Here is a 19,330-nt window from a genome sequence, read left to right on the forward strand (position 1 = left end):
AAATGGCAACTGACAACAGTAATATTGAAAAATTATTAGATGAAATGAAGAAAAAACAGTCAAATGAGCTGGCAGCACAACTTACTGAGGCACTAGGAAAGGCATTTGTATATGTACCTGCAACGATGCCAAAAGATACAGATCCTGCAATATTAAAGAAGATGATGGAAAATCCCGGTGTTGAATCACCTATACCTGATGGAGCACAGCCACAGCCTTGTGTTCTCCAGAATGACAATGGCTCAAAGTTCTTTCCGGTATTTACATCAGAGGAGGAGATGGAGAAAGGAAAGGGTGTACCTAAGTTCCCTATCACATTAAATCTTCCTTTTAAAGCATGTCTTGATATAATGTCATCAATAGAGGACATTACGGCAGCCGTTATAAACCCTTTTAATCAGAATATTGTTATGAATGTATCAAGAAATACACCCGAAGAACAGAAACCACAGCTTACGGAAGCACAGCTTCATGCCGTTATCAGACAGCAGATGGAGTCAAGAGTATTCCCTCATAAGATACATACAGAGGGTGAGACATATATAGAAGATCTTTGCAAAAGACAGGGCGAATGTATTGTAGAACTTTTTGAAGAACCATATGCAGAAGCAGAAAATTGCCCATATAGTGCAGATGATTATGACTTTATGATATTAAATATCAGTGATACATTAAGGCTTATAAGAATAACAACACCAACAGATAAACAGTATCCGGAAATGGCTATATCAATCTTTATAGCATGGAATCCTGCTGAAAAGAAATCAAGATATTTTGCAATCATAAAAAGCAGAGATGGTGAACCGAATAAACTTTATGAAGTAACTGATGAACAGAAAGTTGAATCTCTTGGGGATGCTCCAGACGAAGGAATGGAACTCCAGAGCATTATTGATATTGCGACTGCAGATTAACAGAACGGCAGGCGGCAATCAGAAATTTGTTTACATTTATCAGTAAAAAGGGTAAGGTATGTTCTCGTGAGATATTCGCTATGGGAACTATAGAAAGGAAAAAAAAACAGAATAAACTATGATTATATATTTGATACGCCATGGCAGACAAAACAGTACGGATTGTAATGTAAATGTGCCATTATCGGCAGAGGGTATAAGACAGGCTGAACTTCTCGGCGAACGCATGAAAAATTATAAGATAGATGCACTTTATTCAAGTGACCTAAAAAGAGCTGTCGAAACTGCACAGGTTGCTTTCAAAGATTGTCCGGAGTTAGCAGATAATATCAAGATACGCCCGGGTATTGCCGAGATAGATTTCGGAAGTCTTACCGGAGTTCATGATTCAGAGGTAAAGCGTTTTTATAAAGAATATTATGAAGAACAGCTTAATGACTTTATGGAGGGAAAGAGCCAGAAAGGAACAGCACTCGATGAGGTAAATGAGTATGTCGGCGAATTTTTTGTTCCAAATGCAGAGATGTGGTATCCTGACGGCGAGAATGGTCCTCAGGTTTTAGAGAGAGTAATGCCGGTTTTGCATGAGTGGATAGACAGCGGAAAACAAAACATTGCTGTAGTTACACATGGTGGAGTTATCAGGATATTATTATGTGCATTGTTTGGTGGTGATTTCGCAAAGCGTCTTATGTTTGGTACATCACTGGAAAATTGTAGTATAACACAGATTCATTTTGACGAGAAAAAGCACGGCTTTTATCTTGACAGATTTAACGATTTTGCTCATTTAGAGAAATATCCTGAGCTTATGAGAAGTACATTTCTTGCACCAAATGGTGATATGTAACAGAGTGTCAGAGCAGAAAAAATCATAAAGAACAGATAAGTATTGTGAAAGATACGGTACATAAAAAATTCCTTGAGTTTCCATTAAAAGAAACTCAAGGAATTTTTTTAATATTTTTAACTTTGGCTACATTATTTGTTATCAAATAAAATCAGCACAAGCTAAGTGATTTATTTATCGTCAAGTTTCTCATATGAACCCTGTTTCATGGCACGAACCTTGAGAGAGAGACCAAAGAGGTTGATAAATCCTTCGGCATCTTTGTGGTTGTAAAGTTCACCTGTTGTAAATGATGCAATAGACTCACTATACATAGAATATGGAGAAGTTGTACCCATTCTGATGATGTTACCCTTGTAAAGTTTAAACTTTACTTCACCTGTGACATATTCCTGTGTAACTTTTACAAACGCTTCTAAAGCTTCACGCAATGGTGTAAACCATTTTCCCTCGTAGACAACATCTGCAAATTTGTTTCCGAGATCTTTCTTTACTGTATATGTATCACGGTCAAGGATGAGTTCCTCAAGCTGCTGATGAGCTTCCATGAGGATTGTGCCGCCCGGAGTCTCATACACACCGCGTGATTTCATACCTACGACACGGTTCTCAACAATGTCAACGATACCGATACCGTGTTTTCCGCCGAGAGTGTTAAGTTCACGGATAATATCAGAAACTTTCATTTCTTTGCCGTTTACTGACTTTGGAACACCCTTTTCAAATGTCATTGTAACGACCTCGCCCTCATCAGGAGCTTTCTCAGGTGTAGTACCAAGCACGAGAAGATGATCGTAGTTTGGTGCATTTGAAGGATCTTCAAGTTCAAGTCCCTCATGGCTGATGTGCCAGAGGTTTCTGTCACGGCTATAGCTGCTGTCTGCAGCAAAAGGAAGGTCGATTCCATGTGCACGGCAGAAGTCAATTTCATCTTCACGGGACTGGAGTTTCCACTTGTCATCTCTCCACGGAGCGATAATCTTTAAGTCAGGGGCAAGTGCTTTGATACCAAGCTCAAAACGAACCTGATCGTTTCCTTTTCCGGTAGCACCGTGGCAGATAGCTGTAGCTCCCTCTTTGCGTGCAATCTCGACAAGTCTCTTTGCGATAAGAGGACGAGCCATAGATGTTCCGAGAAGATATTTGTTTTCATATACTGCATGTGCCTGAACACAAGGAACGATATAATCGTCACAGAACTCATCAATAACATCTTCTATATAAAGTTTTGCAGCACCGCAGACTTTAGCTCTCTCGTCAAGTCCATCAAGTTCGCTTTCCTGTCCGACATCTATACAAACGCAGACAACATCATAACCATAAGTCTCTTTTAACCAGGGGATGATAGCTGTAGTATCAAGACCACCTGAATAGGCAAGAATTACTTTTTCTTTCATAAATCAATTTCCTCCTAGAGTTTATTTTAAATTTCTTACTTTAATGTGGTGTGCAAAGCATCATCACATTTTTGGGCACAACGAAAATCAAATCTTTGATACATAAATTATTCGTTGTACTTGTACATATAAAGTATAATCTCAAAGTATGTACTGTGCAATCACTTTTTACAAAAAAATCAAAAAATGATTAGTAAGTTTTATCAGATTTAATATTATCAGGCAAATAGCAACGCAGATTATGAATATCCACCTGACTAAACATATCCTGATAATCTGATAAAAAACATATCATAAATGATATTCTGTTAATAAATATACATCTGTTTGAATAATTATGCAAGTGAAAATGTAAAGAAAATGATAAAAAACATAACAGTTCAATCTTTCATTTATTACGGTCCGTGTGAATATTTATAAATTAATGTTGCATTTTTATAATTAGGGGAGTATAATACGATAGCAGTTAGATTATATAAGGAAAGGCTGGTAATGATTTATGATCAAAGTTGGTATTATTGGTTCGACAGGATACGCAGGTCAGGAATTAGTTAGGATTCTCCTTCAACATCCTGATGCTGAGATAGTGTGGTATGGTTCGAGATCATATATAGATAAGAAGTACAGTGAAGTTTTTGGAAATATGTTTCAGCTTGTAGATGACAAATGTATGGGCGAGAACATGGATGAGCTTGCAAAGAAAGCAGATGTTATATTTACGGCTACACCGCAGGGGCTTTGTGGTTCACTTGTGAACGAAGAAATATTAAAAAATACAAAGATAATAGACCTTAGTGCTGATTTCAGAATAAAGGATGTCGCTAAATATGAAAAATGGTACGGCATCAAACATCAAAGTCCTGAGTTCATAAAAGAAGCCGTTTACGGACTCTGTGAAGTGAACAGGGAAGATGTTAAAAATGCAAGGCTTATTGCAAATCCGGGATGTTTTCCTACCTGTTCAACATTATCAATATATCCTATGGCAAAAGAGGGACTTATTGATATGAACAGCATCATCATTGATGCAAAGTCAGGAACATCAGGGGCAGGCAGAGGAGCAAAGGTTGCAAACCTTTATTGTGAGGTAAATGAAAGTATCAAGCCTTACGGTGTTGCATCACACAGGCACACACCGGAGATAGAGGATCAGCTCTCATATGCATCAGGTGAAGAGGTTCTCATAAACTTTACACCACACCTTGTGCCTATGAACAGGGGAATACTTGCTACTTCATACGCAGCTCTTAAAAAGAAAATGTCTTATGAGGAAGTAAAGGCTGTCTATGACAAGTATTATAAAGATGAATATTTCGTGAGAGTCCTTGAAAAAGATGTTTATCCTGAGACAAGATGGGTAGAGGGCAGCAACTTTGTAGATGTAAACTTTAAGATAGATGAGAGAACAGGCAGAATAATAATGATGGGTGCTATTGACAATGTTGTCAAAGGTGCCGCAGGACAGGCAGTCCAGAATATGAACATTATGTTCGGGCTTGAAGAAAACACGGGACTTAAGATGGTTCCTATGTTCCCATAATGTGCTCTGGGAATCTTCTGAACAAAGAATTTTGAGAGGGATTTTTGATATACAATGACATTTTCTCGGAAATCCAGCAGAAATAATTCGTTTTGAGAATATACCGGGCGTACATCACAATATCAGGAGGAAAAAAGATGAGCGAAGAAGAAAAGGAAAAATATATGGATCAGATTACGGTAAAAGCTGAGACTCTTATAGAGGCCCTTCCATATATCAGAGATTTTAATAATAAAATAGTAGTAGTAAAATATGGCGGCAGTGCGATGCTCGACAAAAAGCTTGAGGAGAGTGTTATAAAAGATGTTGCTCTCTTGAAGCTTGTAGGTATGCGTCCGATAATCGTTCACGGCGGTGGAAAAGAGATAAGCAAGTGGATAGGCAAAGTCGGAAAAGAGACTGAGTTCATAGAGGGATTCAGAAAGACAGATAGAGAGACTATGGAAGTCGCAGAGATGGTTCTTAACCGCCTTAACAAATATCTTGTTCAGATGGTCGAAAAGATTGGCGTAAAAGCTATCGGTATCTGTGGAAAAGATGGTGGAATGTTAAGGGTTGACAAGAAGATGCCAAACGGAAAAGATATTGGTTTTGTAGGTGATATAAAACATGTGAATACTGAAATTCTTGAGACACTTCTTGATAATGACTATATCCCTATTATTGCTCCTATAGGAATGGATGATGCAGGCGAGACTTATAACATAAATGCAGATGATGCAGCTTGTGCCATAGCAGGTGCAATAAAGGCTGAAAAACTTGCGTTCTTAACAGATGTAGAGGGTGTATGTATGAATCCTGAGGACAGCAGTTCGCTTATCTCGGTCCTTGACCTTAATGAAGCAAATAAACTTATCGAGGCAGGAGTTATCTCCGGCGGTATGCTTCCAAAGGTTACAAATTGCATCAGTGCCGTAAATGCAGGTGTAGGCAGAGTACATATCCTTGATGGAAGACGCGAGCATTGTCTGTTGCTTGAGTTCTTTACAAAGAAAGGTATCGGTACAGCTATCATTGGTGATGACAGCGGCTACTATTCAAATGAGATTGAGCAATAAAATCTGTTTGAATATTTGACAGCAGTTGTCAGGCTATGCAATGGGTGGATTATAAAAAGATTGCAAGCTGATTATAACAAAACAGGAGGTTAATTATGAATTTACAGGAAGCTGACAGGCATTTTATACATACATACAACAGAAGCGTTATTTTTGAAAAAGGCGAAGGAATGTATCTTTTTGACAACGAAGGCAATAAATATCTTGATATGGGTGCAGGTATCGCCGTTTCGGCATTAGGCTACAGTAATGACGAGTATAAACAGGCATTAAAAGACCAGATAGACAAACTTATCCATGTTTCAAACCTTTATTTTACAGAGCCGTCGATTAAGGCTGCCGAGTATCTGTCAAAAGCATCAGGGATGGATAAGGTATTCTTTACAAATTCAGGAACAGAAGCTATAGAGGGTGCGATAAAACTTGCAAGAAAATATGCTTACAACAAAGATAAAAACAGCAAGGGTGAGATAATAGCAATGAATCATTCTTTCCACGGAAGAAGTATGGGTGCACTTTCCGTTACAGGAACAAAACATTACCGTGAGCCTTTTGAGCCGCTTATCGGCGGAGTTTCATTTGCAAATTATAATGACCTTGAAAGCGTTAAGAAACTTGCAACAAAAGATACCTGTGCAGTTATCCTTGAGACACTTCAGGGAGAGGGTGGTATCTACCCTGCAACAGATGAATTTATTCACGGTCTCAGGAAATTCTGTGACGAGAATGATATATTACTTATATTTGATGAAATACAGTGTGGAATGGGAAGAACCGGAAAGATGTTTACATACCAGCATTATGGTGTAAAACCTGACATTATGACATCTGCGAAAGCTCTCGGATGCGGTGTGCCGGTAGGTGCATTTGCAGCGACAAAGGAAGTTGCTGATGCAATGTGTCCCGGAGATCACGGAACCACTTATGGTGGAAATCCTCTTGCAACTGCAGCAGTATGTAAGGTTTTTGAGATATTTGAAAAAGACGGCATACTTAACCATGTAAATGAGATTGCACCTTATCTTAAAGACAAACTTAATGTACTTAAAGATAAGTTTCCTGATAAGATTAAGGATGTGCGTGGAAAAGGTCTTATGATGGGCATGGAACTTTACGGACCGGCTGGGGATGTAGTTTCTGAATTGCTGAAAAAAGGTGTTATCCTTATTTCAGCCGGAACAAACATTATACGATTTGTACCACCTCTTGTTGTAGAAAAAGAGCATATAGATGTTATGTGTGAAAAACTTGAAGAAGTGTTTAGCACTAACGAGTAGTCCTATATGTTTATTGCTAATAGCTGCCTGACTACATAAAGAGACATAGTAATCAAAAAAAGTAAGAAAAATTTAATGATTTTTGTTCATTGTATCTATTGTAATAATGTTACAAATTGTTTAAAATATTGCTAGTGTGTTAAGGTTTTGCTTAGAATAATAAACTAATCAGCACACTGGCATTTTTTTACATAAAAACTTAAAACTCCTTTTGAAATTTTGGAATGTTATTTTTGATTTTGGTATGAACAGATACAATCTTAATATTCAGGAGGAAGTTTATGAAAAACAATAAAAAAATAATTATGATAATATGCGGACTTTTTATTTTAGTGTCAGGATTTGCATATATAAATTCCGATGCCATTGGAAAGTTTGTATATAAAGACGATACGGAGTATAGTTCTTCAGACGATACAAAATATGTTTCTTCAAAAAATACAGGCTGTATTTCTTCATCAGACCGAAAAAGTTATAACAAAATGTCTGGTAAAGATAATCTCAATGATAAAAAAAGTGACAGACAGTCACAGGTTGTCGTGTATATATGTGGTGCAGTAAAGCATCCGGGAGTGTATAAGTTTACAGCAGGAAGCCGTGTAAATGATGCAGTAAATGCGGCATCAGGCTTTAAAAAGGGGGCTGCAAGAACAGCGATAAACCAGGCAAGGGTTTTAGAGGATGGCGAGCAGATAACGATACCGACTTTAAAACAAGTTAAAAGAAAACAGCTTTCAAAGACAACTGACGGAGATAACTTTCAGGATAAAACTACAGATAATGAAAATACTGATAGTTCAGAAAGAGAAAGTCAGGATACTCTTATTAACATAAATACTGCATCGGCCGGCGAACTTACCTCCCTGTCAGGAATAGGTCAAAGCAGAGCAGATGCGATAATAGAATACCGACAGTCAAATGGAAAGTTTCAAAGTATAGAAGATATTATGAAAATACCAGGTATCAAGCAGGGGATTTTCAATAAGATAAAAAATAAAATATCTGTATAATAGATGGAAAGAAGGATGGATATGGCAAAGAAAGTATTGGTAGTAGATGATGAGAAACTCATTGTAAAAGGTATCAGATTCAGTCTTGAACAGGACGGAATGGATGTGGATTGTGCATATGACGGACAGGAGGCAATAGATCTTGCCACAAACAATAAATATGACATTATCCTGCTCGATGTTATGCTGCCAATACATGATGGCTTTGAAGTATGCCAGCACATAAGAGAATTTTCGGATGTCCCAATCATAATGCTTACTGCAAAAGGTGATGACATGGATAAAATACTTGGACTTGAGTACGGTGCTGACGATTATATCACGAAACCTTTCAACATTCTTGAAGTTAAGGCGAGGATAAAAGCAATAATAAGAAGAAGTGCATCAAAAGAGCAGCCGGAAGTTCAAAAGACGTATTCTTACAACGGACTTAGCATTGATCTTGACAGCAGACGAGGTTACATAAATGATGAAGAGGTAAACCTGACGGCAAAAGAATTTGATTTGCTTGAACTTCTCATGCTTCATCCAAACAAAGTTTATAGCCGTGAGGAACTGTTAAACACAGTATGGGGATATGATTATCCGGGTGATGTGCGTACTGTTGATGTTCATATAAGACGTCTCAGGGAAAAAATCGAAGATACACCTAGCAATCCTAAGTATATACATACTAAATGGGGAGTCGGTTATTATTTTCAAAAGTAATGCAATAAAATAAAAATTAAATACGGGGGCTGCAGTGAAAAAGTTATGGTCTGATTTTATATACAATCTGCGTGGGATGAGAACACAGATGTTTTTGATTTTATTATGCGTGGGAACTATACCCATTATTTTTCTTGTCAATTTAATAACAAATGAATATAACTCACAATTAATCTCCCAGCGTACAGACGAATTGCAGTCATACGGAACGGTAATATCAAATCTTGTCACATCATCAGGTTATCTGTCAACTCAGGAATCAAGTGATGTTGAAAATGAGACGGAGGAAATTGCCAATATCTACCAGGGGCGTATTATTATAGTTGACAAAGATTTAAAAGTTATAAGAGATACTTACAATATCGAAAACGGAAAAACCATAGTATCTACAGAGGTTGTAAAGTGTTTTTCAGATGACCAGAACAAGTATATAAACAACCTTGGCGAATATATGCAGCTTACCATGCCGATAGTAGATCCTGTTACAAATGAAACTACGGGAGCAATCATCATAAGCTACTCTACAAAGAATATACAACTTACTTCAAAAGCTGTAACAAGAAAAGTTATCTTTGCAGTCTGTGCAATAGTGCTTGTGATACTGCTTATCTCATTTGTGTATTCAATTTTCCTTACAAAACCGTTGAGTAAACTTACGGATTCTATCAATGAGATATCAAAGGGAAATATGGCTGTCAAACTTGATATGCATGGCTATTCAGAACTTCACAAAATAACTGATTCTTTCAACCAGATGATAGAAGTAATACAAAATCAGGAAAGCTCAAGACAGGAATTTGTATCAAATGTATCACATGAATTAAAGACTCCGCTTGCATCGATGAAGGTTCTGTCTGACTCTCTTCTTTCGCAGGAGGGAATGCCCGAAGAAATATACAGGGAATTTTTAGGTGACATAACGACAGAAATAGAGAGAATGACCCAGATAATCAACGATCTTCTTTCAATGGTTAAGCTGGATCAGAATACCGCAAATATAATTATAAGTAATATCAGCATCAATGATCTGATAGAGCAGCTTCTAAAACGCCTCAGACCTATTGCCGGAAAAAGAAATATTGAGCTTATTTTTGAGAGTTTCAGGCCGGTTATGGCAGATGTGGATGAAGTCAAGCTTTCAATGGCATTAAATAATCTTATTGAAAATGCCATAAAATACAATTACGATGATGGCTGGGTAAAGGTGACATTAAATGCCGACCACAAGTTTTTCTATGTCACGGTGCAGGACTCAGGTGTTGGAATTCCTGAAGATTCACTTGACAGTGTGTTTGAGAGATTTTTCAGGGTAGATAAGGCAAGGTCAAGGGCAACAGGTGGAACAGGACTTGGTCTTGCAATCACAAGGAGTGTAATACTTTTGCACAGAGGTTCTATTAAAGTTTACAGTAAAGAAAAAGAGGGTACTACATTTACCGTAAGGATTCCGTTGAATTATATACAATAAATGATAGTTTTCAGACTATGTTAATATCTTACAGCGAGATTTAGCGGTATTGCAGTCATAAAAAACGATGTATTCTGAGTGTAAGAAATGAAAGGCTGAACTGTTACAGTGTTAGCAAAACTTTAATCGTAAATACAATATATTTTGCTTTTGAAATTTGATTTAAGGAGAAGAAGTATGAATAATATGATTTTATCAAAAAGATTGTCCATATATGCCATGTGCATATGCATATGTACTGTGCTTATTTTTTCTCTGTCATCATGTGGAAAAAAAGAAGCATATAAAGGTTATTATGTTTACGGTCTTGATGCAAACGAAAAGAAAGTCATGTATGAAAAGTGTAATATTTCATCCGAAGATAAAACAGCTAAATCCATAAAAAAATTTATCAGAAAACTACAGCGTGAGCCGGATAATATTAATATGAAAAAAGCCATTCCTGATGATGTTAAAGTTGATAATTTTAATATAAGTCCGTCAGGAGAACTCTCATTATATTTTAATGCTGCGTACGGAAATTATACCGGTGTTTCAGAAATATTAAGAAGAGCTGCTATCGTAAAAACACTTTCGCAGATAAAAGGAATAAAAGGCATACAATTTTATGTTGCAGGACAGCCGATTACCGATTCAAATATGAAGCCGGTAGGTATTATGACAGCAGATTCATTTATTGATAACACAGGCGGTGTAAGTGATTATAAACAGAAAGCGATACTAAATATGTATTTTTCGGATGAAACGGGTAAATCGCTTGTTATCGTACCGGTCAATATAACTTATGATGCAACGATACCACTTGAACAATTAGCAATAGAACAGCTTATAAGCGGGCCATATACTATTGATGGAGTAAACAAAAATAAGGTATTGCCTACAGTTCCAAAAGGAACAGTATTAAATAAGGTTACTGTTAAAGAGAAAACCTGTTATGTGGATTTTTCAAAAGAATTTTTAAATAAACAGGATGATATAACTGATATGGTTGCTATTTATTCCGTCGTAAATACTCTTATAGAACTGCCAAATGTAAATAAAGTACAATTTAGTATTGATGGTGAGCAGGTACTTAAATATAATGAGAGTATGAGTTTCGGAGAACCGTTTGAAAGAAACCTCGACATTGTAAAAGAAAAAAAATAAAAATTATGTTATAAGTAAATAGCAAAGCGGATTGCGAATGTATGTTTAGCAATAAACATGTAAAAACGACAAAACAGGGAGGTGTTTGTTATAAGAAGACCGGCTGTGTGGACTGCCGTTATTCTTATTATAACAATATTAGCTTTTAATATCATTTCACAAAAAAGAATCTATAAAAAACAATATTATCTTGACGATATGTTCAAAAACAAAAGCAGGATAGAAACAATTATTTGCGGAGAGTTTGAGTCTGCAATTTCAAAAGAAAAAACAGTGAGCATAATATTAAAAAATGTAAGACTGAAATTTGATGGCAGGACGACGGAATATAAAGATTTGCCGTCAATCATCATTTATGCCAAAAAGTCGAATGTCAAAGAGAAACTTAAACTCAATCCCGAAAATAAGATAAAGTGCAATGCTTCTCTTATGGAATTAAAAAGTGCAACAAACCCTGGAGAATTTAATATGAAAGCGTATTACCGCGAGAAAAAAATCTTTTACTCTGCAGCTTGCGATATTGATGACATTGTTGTGTTGAACGGAAACTATAATCACCTGAAAAAATTATTGTATAATTTCAGGGACAGACTGAAAAATATCTATGCCGATTGTATGCCTGAGAGAGAAGCCGGAACGGTATCTGCTATGCTTCTTGGTGATAAGAGTATGCTCGACGAAGAGGTAAAAGAGTTATACCGTGAGAACGGGATGTCACATCTTCTCGCAATAAGCGGTGTTAAGACACGAAACTTGGGTATCCCCCTAATCCCTAAAGACCGCATAAACACGGCATTTCTATCAATACATATCGCTAAAATTTACATTCAAAAAGTGTACTTGGACGAGGATATTTTACCTCGTTGTCGTTTCCCTTGTTCAAGGGGGTAATCACAGAAACAATAAAAAATGGCGAAACTATCAATAATTCAGCGAAAGACCAATAAAATAGCGAAAGTATATTATTTGGCGAAAGGAAAGGTATTTATGGCATATAAAGAATATAAAGAATATAGAGATATAAAAGTTTACGAAGCAAGTGGATATCAGTATAGGAGAACACCAAGCATTGTCCTTAAGGGGAAATGGCTGGCAGAACTTGGATTTGATATCGGGGATGAGATAACAGTTAGGTGCGAGGATGGGAGATTGATTATTACAAAAGCAAATGAAATATGGGATGCAGAAGTCTGATGAAGTGCCTTGACCGACTCGTTTAAAGCTGCTAAAATTATTATTAATTATGTGTACTAAGGAAGTGATGAAGTGGCAAGAGGAAAAGTGATTAGTGTTTACCTTATTGATGGCGTAGCTAATGGAAAGATAAAAGCGACAATAACCAATTGGAATGGAATCGCTTATAAAATTCCAAGAGGACTCTTGGATGAATGCAAAGAACTAGAAGCATTTAAGCAAAGCGGAGTTTACTTCCTGTTTGGTAATAGTATGGTATATGTGGGTCAAGCGGAAGTTAGAAAAAATGGGAAGGGTATACATCAAAGGATACTTGACCATGAAAATGATAAATATAAGGACTGTTGGGATGAGGTTGTAATATTTACAAGGAAAGATAATTCGCTTGGACGAACAGATATTTCTTATTTAGAAAATCGTTTTTATAATAAAGCATTGGATGCCGGAAGGTTTCAAGTACAAAATGGAAATGAACCTACCATCGGAACAGTTACGGAAGAAAAAGAAAGTGAATTAGAAGAGTATATAGATCAAGCAGAATTGGTATTAGGTGCATTAGGATATAAAGTTTTTGAACCGAGAACCATTGCAGAGAATGTTGAAGAAGACAATTTAGGAGAAGTGGTTCAAAATACGCAAATTCCTGACTTACCAGAAGGAAATATCGGAGTTGGGGATTTCATATTGCAAGCCATGAGAAATCTAGAGGCATCCGGATACATATTTTCAGATGAGCAGATGCAAGTATTATTGAATCCGGTTGAGTGTAATAAAAAAGAACTGTTTAATTTGCAAAACTCAAATGTAGCATTTTTTAAATTATATAACCCAGATGAAGAAAAGCCACATTATCTTAATGGAATGCAAAGATATTATACACCAAGAAAGGTGATTCTTACATTTGGGAAATATAATGTTTTACTGACAAAAGAATGGTTTGAAAAATATAATCATCGTGAACTATTTACCAAATGGTATGAAGGATTAAAATAGTTTTTGTGACGAGGTGATATGTGTGGATTGTTTGACACCGGAGCAGAGACATAAGAACATGGTTAATATCAAATCAAAAGATACATCGATAGAGGTAATTTTGAGAAAAGCATTGTGGAAGAATGGAATCAGATATAGAAAAAACTATAAAGAACTGCCAGGAACTCCGGATATAGTATTAACAAAATATAAAATCGCAATCTTTTGTGATAGCGAGTTTTTTCATGGAAAGGATTGGGAGGTTTTAAAGCCAAGATTAGAAAAGGGAAAAAATGCGGAATTTTGGATAAAAAAGATTGGAAAAAACAGGGAGCATGATGATGAAGTAAATAAGGCACTTTTATTTAAGGGATGGACAGTCATAAGGTTTTGGGGCAGTGATATAAAGAAAAAAACTGATGAATGTATTAGGGTAATTGAAGAAACTATTTTTGATTTGATGATGGATGACGAATAAATGCAAGACAGTTGGTAAAAGACTGTCTTGCATTTTTTGAGTATATTAATAAATTGAAAGATCAAGAGTATAATTACCTTGAATACATACACGTGCAATATCATCATCAAAATCTTCTAATTTTCGAAGAAGGGGTCTGTCATAAATATTTTTAATGCTTGTTGCGGGATATCCGTTTGAAGTTGAATATTTTCGGGTTAGTCTAGGAGGTAATCCTGGGGTTAAAGCAGTCATTGCAGCAAGTGTATCATACAGGCTTTTGGGCATATATATTGCAACAAAGCCGCGTTGTTTATATTGTTTGACTCTGTCAGGAGACCATTCCGATGGGTCGTCAAATAATCCGTATCCAACAACAGGTGCTGCATTTTGACCTGTTCCACTAACAATCAATCGTTCTTTTGCTTTGTAGCTTTTTACAGAGACAAATAGATTAAAAGGTGATCCCATAATTGCAAAGTCGCCAATCCAATCCCAAGTCTTGGGAAGAGTGTCATATCGGGTTGGAGCACTTGCCTCAAGAGCTATTTTACAGATTAGTTCCGTAACAGCTCCGGTAACCTTGACGTCTTCTTTAAGTCCGGCTGTGACTATATCTGCATGAACTCTATCACGAGCAGCCAATATATCATAGATATGATTATATTGAGTTTGTGCGGATGTACCGAAAAAACCGCTTCTGCGTATGGTTTCATCAAAGATAAGTTGCGACTGAGAGATATCCTTGCGTGTTTTATTTTGCACATCTCTTAAGTCATCTATGAACGACATATCAAATCCTCCTTTTCTGCATAATATTATAATTATAACAGTTTTAATGATGAATGTATATAATTTTGGCCATTTTGACTTAAAATTTTGATTTTAACTGTTCCAATTTTGAATGAAATGTGATAAAATGAGGACAGATTGACCTATAAAAGAGACAAAGGAGATATTAAGATGAATACGTCCGAAGCAATAAAGGCAAAAAGAAAGAAATTAGGACTCACGCAGAAAGATTTTGCCGATGCACTTGGAATGGGAAGAAACGGAGACAGAACATTGCGCAGATGGGAAAATGGAGAATCTGCTCCGTCTGCATTAGTATACAAAACAATTTTGCAATTTGCGGAAAAAACACCGTTTGAAGCAAATGATGAAAAAGCGGAATTCAGATTTATAGATCTGTTTGCCGGAATAGGGGGAATAAGGATTCCGTTTCAGGAGTTAGGAGGAAAATGTGTATTTACGTCTGAGTGGGATAAGTTTGCACAAAAGACATATAGGGTAAATTTTGGTGAAGAACCAGATGGAGATATAACCCAAATAGACGAAAAAAAAATACCTGATTTTGATATTTTACTTGGCGGGTTCCCATGTCAGCCTTTTTCACAAGCGGGATTGAAAAAAGGGTTTTCTGATACTAGAGGGACTTTATTTTTTGAGATTGAACGAATCCTAAAGGAAAAAAGACCAAAGGCCTTTTTGTTGGAAAATGTAAAACAGTTAAAAGGACATGATAAGGGGCGAACATTAAAAGTAATAATTGAACATTTGAATGCACTAAATTACTACGTTAATTACGAGGTACTTCGTGCAGGAGATTTCGGTGTCCCGCAGAATAGAGAAAGAATTTATATAGTTGGTCTAAATAAAGAATACTATAATATTTCCGATGATTATGAATTTAAATTTCCGACTCCTACTTATGAAAAAACTAGATTAGGTGATATTCTAGAACATGACGTTGATGAAAAATATACTATAAGCGATGCATTATGGGAGGGGCATCAGCGAAGAAAAAAAGAACACAAGAAAAAAGGAAATGGATTTGGTTATTCATTATTCAATGAAGAATCTGAATATACAAATACTATTAGTGCTCGTTACTACAAGGACGGAAGTGAAATTTTAATTGACCAAGGACCAGATAAAAATCCGAGAAAACTTACTCCGAGAGAATGTGCACGGTTACAAGGTTTTCCTGAAAAATTTATTATAACAGTTTCGGATACTCAAGCATATAAGCAATTCGGGAATTCTGTTGCTGTTCCGGTTATTCGTGCAGTAGCAAAACGAATCAGAGAAGAGATGTTGTCTTTACCAGTAAAGGAGTGATTTGACGAATGAATGATAACAATATGGTATTGCAAGATTTAGGTGAACTTGTGGAAAAAACTAAAAGTGCGGTTCAAACTGAATTTAGTTATGAGGATGTTAGTCTGAGTAAGGGGTTTAGAGATGCTTTTGCAAAAAATATATCTGCTGGAGGCAACACGATAGAGTATTTAAAAAACACGGCTATTATTACAACTTCAGCAGGATTGAAAGTATACTTACCAAATCAATGGTTTGTTCTTGCAACATATCCAGTCGAGTTGATAAAAGAAATTATAAAATACAGAAATTACACTGAAAAAGTAATTGATGATAATGAAAGTGTTTTTTTAGGAAGCAACGGAAAGATTCTCGAAAAGAAAGAAATATATAAAAATTTAAAAAGCCCAGACGGCATAGATTTTTCTGGAAAATTCAAACAAATCATGAAAGATTATCTGCTAAGTTTAGGTCAGCAAGAAGATATTGCTAATCGGAATTGTGAATTGTTATATAAATTCGTATCAAATGACAAATGGTGGTTAGGCGGTAAGGGAATCGAAAGAACAAATGATTTCTATGTATCACCTATATTGAGCGTATTAAATCTTGTTAATGCCAGTCAGTCATACGTGGCAACAATTACCTATGCATATGTAAATGATGGAGATTTATATGCGGAATTAGCTACAATTACAGAGGCAGATAGAGAATACAGTGAAGCATCTATGCCAATAGTATTTAATACGAAGATTGATGAGAGACTTAAAAAGCAGTATGAGCGAAACCGTATTTTATTTGGTGCTCCTGGTACAGGAAAAAGTTTTGAATTGAAGAAAGACAGCAAGGAAATTATGGATGGAACAACAGGGTACTATGAGCGCATTACATTCCATCCAGATTATTCATATTCACAGTTTGTAGGTACATATAAACCTGTCATGGGTGATAATGATGACATACGATATGATTTTGTGCCGGGACCTTTTATGCGTGTATATGCAGAGGCGCTTAAGAATGCGAGAACAGACAATCCACAACCATATTTGCTGCTTATCGAGGAGATAAATAGAGCAAAGGTAGCAGCAGTATTCGGCGATGTTTTTCAATTGCTTGACAGAGATGACGATGGCATCAGCGAATATGAAATACAGGCTTCAGAAGATATACAAAAGTATCTGGCAAAACCTGAAGTACTTGGTGGAAACCCAGCGGATTATAAAAGAATCCGTATTCCAAACAATATGTTTATATGGGCAACAATGAATAGTGCAGATCAGGGAGTATTTCCAATGGATACCGCATTCAAGAGAAGATGGAATTTTGAATATCTCGGTATTAACAAGAATGAGGAGAAAATTTCCGGCACGGGAAAAATTAAAATTGCGGGCAGAGAAGAACCGATAGAATGGAATCGACTCAGAAAAGCAATCAATAATAAGATGTCGTCTGATAAATTCAAGGTAAACGAAGACAAACTAATGGGACCGTTTTTCCTGTCAACAAAGCTCATTGCATCAGATGAGACTGGTATGATTATTGATACTGCAAAATTTATAGAAGCATTTAAGAGCAAGGTAATTATGTATTTATATGAGGATGCAGTGAAACAGGGAAAGCACAAGTTTTTTGACGGTTGTGACAGCAGTAAATATTCATCCGTATGCGATGCCTTTGATGAAAAGGGAATGGGAATTTTTGGCGAGGACTTTGAAAACGATTATTATGATAAATAAAGGAATGATGTGTAATGAGGGTTGTTTCAAAATATGTCAGGGAACAAAAAAGATATACTAAAAATGACCTTAAGAATAAATTCTCATTTGATGAAGAAGGAGTAGAGAGATTTATAAAAAACCTTAAGGCATACGGGGTACTGAAAAGCGTAAAAAATAGTGATGAGCAGCTTAATATGTCAGACCTAGTTGAAGATGATGTGGAAATCACAGATGAAACTGCAGAAAGTGGTGACTGCCTGTATGTGTTCACATATGTAGGGATTATCACTTGTGGAAGCCGTGTCGTCAAAGTATATCCAAAGTACCTTCTTTCAAAAAAGGATGAGGGTGTATTGGATGAGATGAAGCAGGTAGTTAAGGTCTTAGAACGATACAGCCGTTCGGAAGAGCAGATAATAAATATCTTTAATGGGGATGGGGATAACCGTAGTTTTAATATTCTTGCGGTTATACTGTTTCTTATTAACGATTATTATGAGTATGGCATTTATACAAATAGTGAGGATATCATCGAGATAAATGGTGAGGGAGAAATACTCTGGGGCAAGACCATTGATGAGAGTTTTGCATTAATTGAGAACAATAAACCTTATTACATGGAACTTTATACACAAAAATCTGTTGAGGATGATATGGATTATTTCAAACGGCTACATGAGTGTGTTCTGACAGAATGCTCTAAGCAGTTGGAGGATGCACAGTTAAATCCTTTGTTTGATTTTGACAGTATAAAATTATCAGAGGAGTCTTTGGATGATTTTGGGGATAGGGACTATGTTCTTGAAAGAATTATGAAAGAACTGAATCTTCAATTCAATACTCACAGGCAGATTCTTCTCAAAACATTATATGCGTATATATCCCAAAACAGAAAAATGCTTGATGAAAATGATGGCATAAGTATGTTTGGTACTACTGCATATCACGCAGTATGGGAAAAAGCCTGTGCGGAGGTGTTTGATAACAAACTCAATACTTCTCTTGGAAAACTGGAGATGTCTGTGCCGCTTGCCGAGAAATATCAGGGAAAAACAGAGCGAAAGCAAAAACTAATAGATATTATTGAAAAACCGATATGGCAGGGAGAAGATACAGAAGCAAAGGCAGCAGATACGCTGATTCCCGATTTGATTAGTATTCCGTGTATAGATGGCAAAGACTGGTTTATTATATTTGATGCAAAATATTATAACCTACAGTTAGAAAAAGGGAAGTCACTGCGTGGAAATCCGGGAGTAGGAGATGTTACGAAACAGTATTTGTATCAATTAGCATATCAGGATTTCATTAAGATACATCATATAACTGAGGTAAGAAACTGTTTTCTGATGCCGACAGAGAGTGAAAAGATTGTGCCAAAGGGCTTAGCAAAAATGCAGATGCTGGAATCACTTGGATTGAAAAACATACAAATTAGATTGATTCCGGCAACAGAGTTATATGAGTATTATTTATCAGAAAAAAAGATGGACATTTCTCAGTTAAAGTTATAGGGGAGTG

Annotated in this window: 18 protein-coding genes; 16 read left to right on the forward strand and 2 right to left on the reverse strand. The window is 36.2% G+C overall.

The window, feature by feature from the left end; genetic code table 11:
• The first annotated feature begins 2 nt into the window (after positions 1–2).
• Both DW721_RS04590 and DW721_RS04595 read left to right on the forward strand, forming a co-directional pair.
• Complete coding sequence (locus tag DW721_RS04590; protein ID WP_118744971.1) at positions 3–914, forward strand: SseB family protein; 912 nt, start codon at positions 3–5, stop codon at positions 912–914.
• Positions 915–1,032: 118 nt separating this feature from the next.
• The gene (locus DW721_RS04595; protein ID WP_118744972.1) at positions 1,033–1,764 is read left to right on the forward strand and encodes a histidine phosphatase family protein; all 732 of its coding nucleotides are present in this window, start codon (positions 1,033–1,035) and stop codon (positions 1,762–1,764) included.
• Between the two features lie 170 nt (positions 1,765–1,934).
• Here DW721_RS04595 and DW721_RS04600 read toward each other — a convergent pair whose 3' ends face one another.
• A complete protein-coding gene (locus tag DW721_RS04600) occupies positions 1,935–3,161 on the reverse strand; it encodes an argininosuccinate synthase (protein ID WP_118744973.1) in 1,227 nt (408 codons plus the stop codon).
• Positions 3,162–3,660: 499 nt separating this feature from the next.
• Between DW721_RS04600 and argC the strand changes: the two genes are divergently transcribed.
• The 11 genes from argC (at position 3,661) to DW721_RS04655 (ending at position 14,012) form a co-directional block, all read left to right on the forward strand.
• Positions 3,661–4,701: an N-acetyl-gamma-glutamyl-phosphate reductase gene (argC, locus tag DW721_RS04605; RefSeq protein ID WP_118744974.1), complete on the forward strand. Its 1,041-nt coding sequence runs from the start codon at positions 3,661–3,663 to the stop codon at positions 4,699–4,701.
• 137 nt (positions 4,702–4,838) lie between these two features.
• Positions 4,839–5,759: an acetylglutamate kinase gene (argB, locus tag DW721_RS04610; RefSeq protein ID WP_243035944.1), complete on the forward strand. Its 921-nt coding sequence runs from the start codon at positions 4,839–4,841 to the stop codon at positions 5,757–5,759.
• Between the two features lie 95 nt (positions 5,760–5,854).
• Positions 5,855–7,036 (forward strand): aspartate aminotransferase family protein, encoded by a 1,182-nt coding sequence (locus DW721_RS04615; RefSeq protein ID WP_118744975.1) that lies wholly within the window; start codon positions 5,855–5,857, stop codon positions 7,034–7,036.
• Positions 7,037–7,317: 281 nt separating this feature from the next.
• Positions 7,318–8,046: a helix-hairpin-helix domain-containing protein gene (locus DW721_RS04620; protein ID WP_118744976.1), complete on the forward strand. Its 729-nt coding sequence runs from the start codon at positions 7,318–7,320 to the stop codon at positions 8,044–8,046.
• A gap of 21 nt (positions 8,047–8,067) precedes the next feature.
• Entirely contained in the window at positions 8,068–8,754 is a 687-nt protein-coding gene (locus DW721_RS04625) for a response regulator transcription factor (RefSeq protein ID WP_022015386.1), read from the forward strand.
• Between the two features lie 34 nt (positions 8,755–8,788).
• Positions 8,789–10,222 (forward strand): HAMP domain-containing sensor histidine kinase, encoded by a 1,434-nt coding sequence (locus DW721_RS04630; protein ID WP_118744977.1) that lies wholly within the window; start codon positions 8,789–8,791, stop codon positions 10,220–10,222.
• A gap of 177 nt (positions 10,223–10,399) precedes the next feature.
• Positions 10,400–11,368 carry a GerMN domain-containing protein gene (locus DW721_RS04635; RefSeq protein WP_118744978.1) on the forward strand — a complete coding sequence of 323 codons (969 nt, stop codon included), beginning with the start codon at positions 10,400–10,402 and terminating at the stop codon, positions 11,366–11,368.
• 81 nt (positions 11,369–11,449) lie between these two features.
• Positions 11,450–12,259: a ComEC/Rec2 family competence protein gene (locus tag DW721_RS04640; protein ID WP_118744979.1), complete on the forward strand. Its 810-nt coding sequence runs from the start codon at positions 11,450–11,452 to the stop codon at positions 12,257–12,259.
• Positions 12,260–12,355: 96 nt separating this feature from the next.
• A complete protein-coding gene (locus DW721_RS04645) occupies positions 12,356–12,562 on the forward strand; it encodes a SymE family type I addiction module toxin (RefSeq protein WP_118745119.1) in 207 nt (68 codons plus the stop codon).
• A gap of 72 nt (positions 12,563–12,634) precedes the next feature.
• On the forward strand, positions 12,635–13,555 hold the full coding sequence (locus tag DW721_RS04650; RefSeq protein ID WP_118744980.1) for a GIY-YIG nuclease family protein: 921 nt from the start codon (positions 12,635–12,637) through the stop codon (positions 13,553–13,555).
• A gap of 22 nt (positions 13,556–13,577) precedes the next feature.
• Positions 13,578–14,012 carry a very short patch repair endonuclease gene (locus DW721_RS04655; RefSeq protein WP_118744981.1) on the forward strand — a complete coding sequence of 145 codons (435 nt, stop codon included), beginning with the start codon at positions 13,578–13,580 and terminating at the stop codon, positions 14,010–14,012.
• A 45-nt stretch (positions 14,013–14,057) separates the two neighbouring features.
• On the opposite strand, the gene DW721_RS04660 is transcribed toward DW721_RS04655, so the two are convergent.
• The gene (locus tag DW721_RS04660; RefSeq protein WP_118744982.1) at positions 14,058–14,783 is read right to left on the reverse strand and encodes a hypothetical protein; all 726 of its coding nucleotides are present in this window, start codon (positions 14,781–14,783) and stop codon (positions 14,058–14,060) included.
• Positions 14,784–14,954: 171 nt separating this feature from the next.
• On the opposite strand from DW721_RS04660, the gene dcm reads away from it, so the two are divergent.
• The 3 genes from dcm to DW721_RS04675 are packed head-to-tail and all read left to right on the forward strand — an operon-like array spanning position 14,955 to position 19,323.
• The gene (gene dcm, locus DW721_RS04665; protein WP_118744983.1) at positions 14,955–16,112 is read left to right on the forward strand and encodes a DNA (cytosine-5-)-methyltransferase; all 1,158 of its coding nucleotides are present in this window, start codon (positions 14,955–14,957) and stop codon (positions 16,110–16,112) included.
• Between the two features lie 8 nt (positions 16,113–16,120).
• Positions 16,121–17,827, forward strand: coding sequence for an AAA family ATPase (locus DW721_RS04670; RefSeq protein ID WP_118744984.1), 1,707 nt, complete (start codon positions 16,121–16,123; stop codon positions 17,825–17,827).
• 14 nt (positions 17,828–17,841) lie between these two features.
• The gene (locus tag DW721_RS04675) at positions 17,842–19,323 is read left to right on the forward strand and encodes an LlaJI family restriction endonuclease (RefSeq protein ID WP_118744985.1); all 1,482 of its coding nucleotides are present in this window, start codon (positions 17,842–17,844) and stop codon (positions 19,321–19,323) included.
• Positions 19,324–19,330 lie beyond the last annotated feature (7 nt).

It is taken from the genome of Clostridium sp. AM27-31LB (genome assembly GCF_003480745.1).
Classification (GTDB): domain Bacteria; phylum Bacillota; class Clostridia; order Lachnospirales; family Lachnospiraceae; genus Butyribacter; species Butyribacter intestini.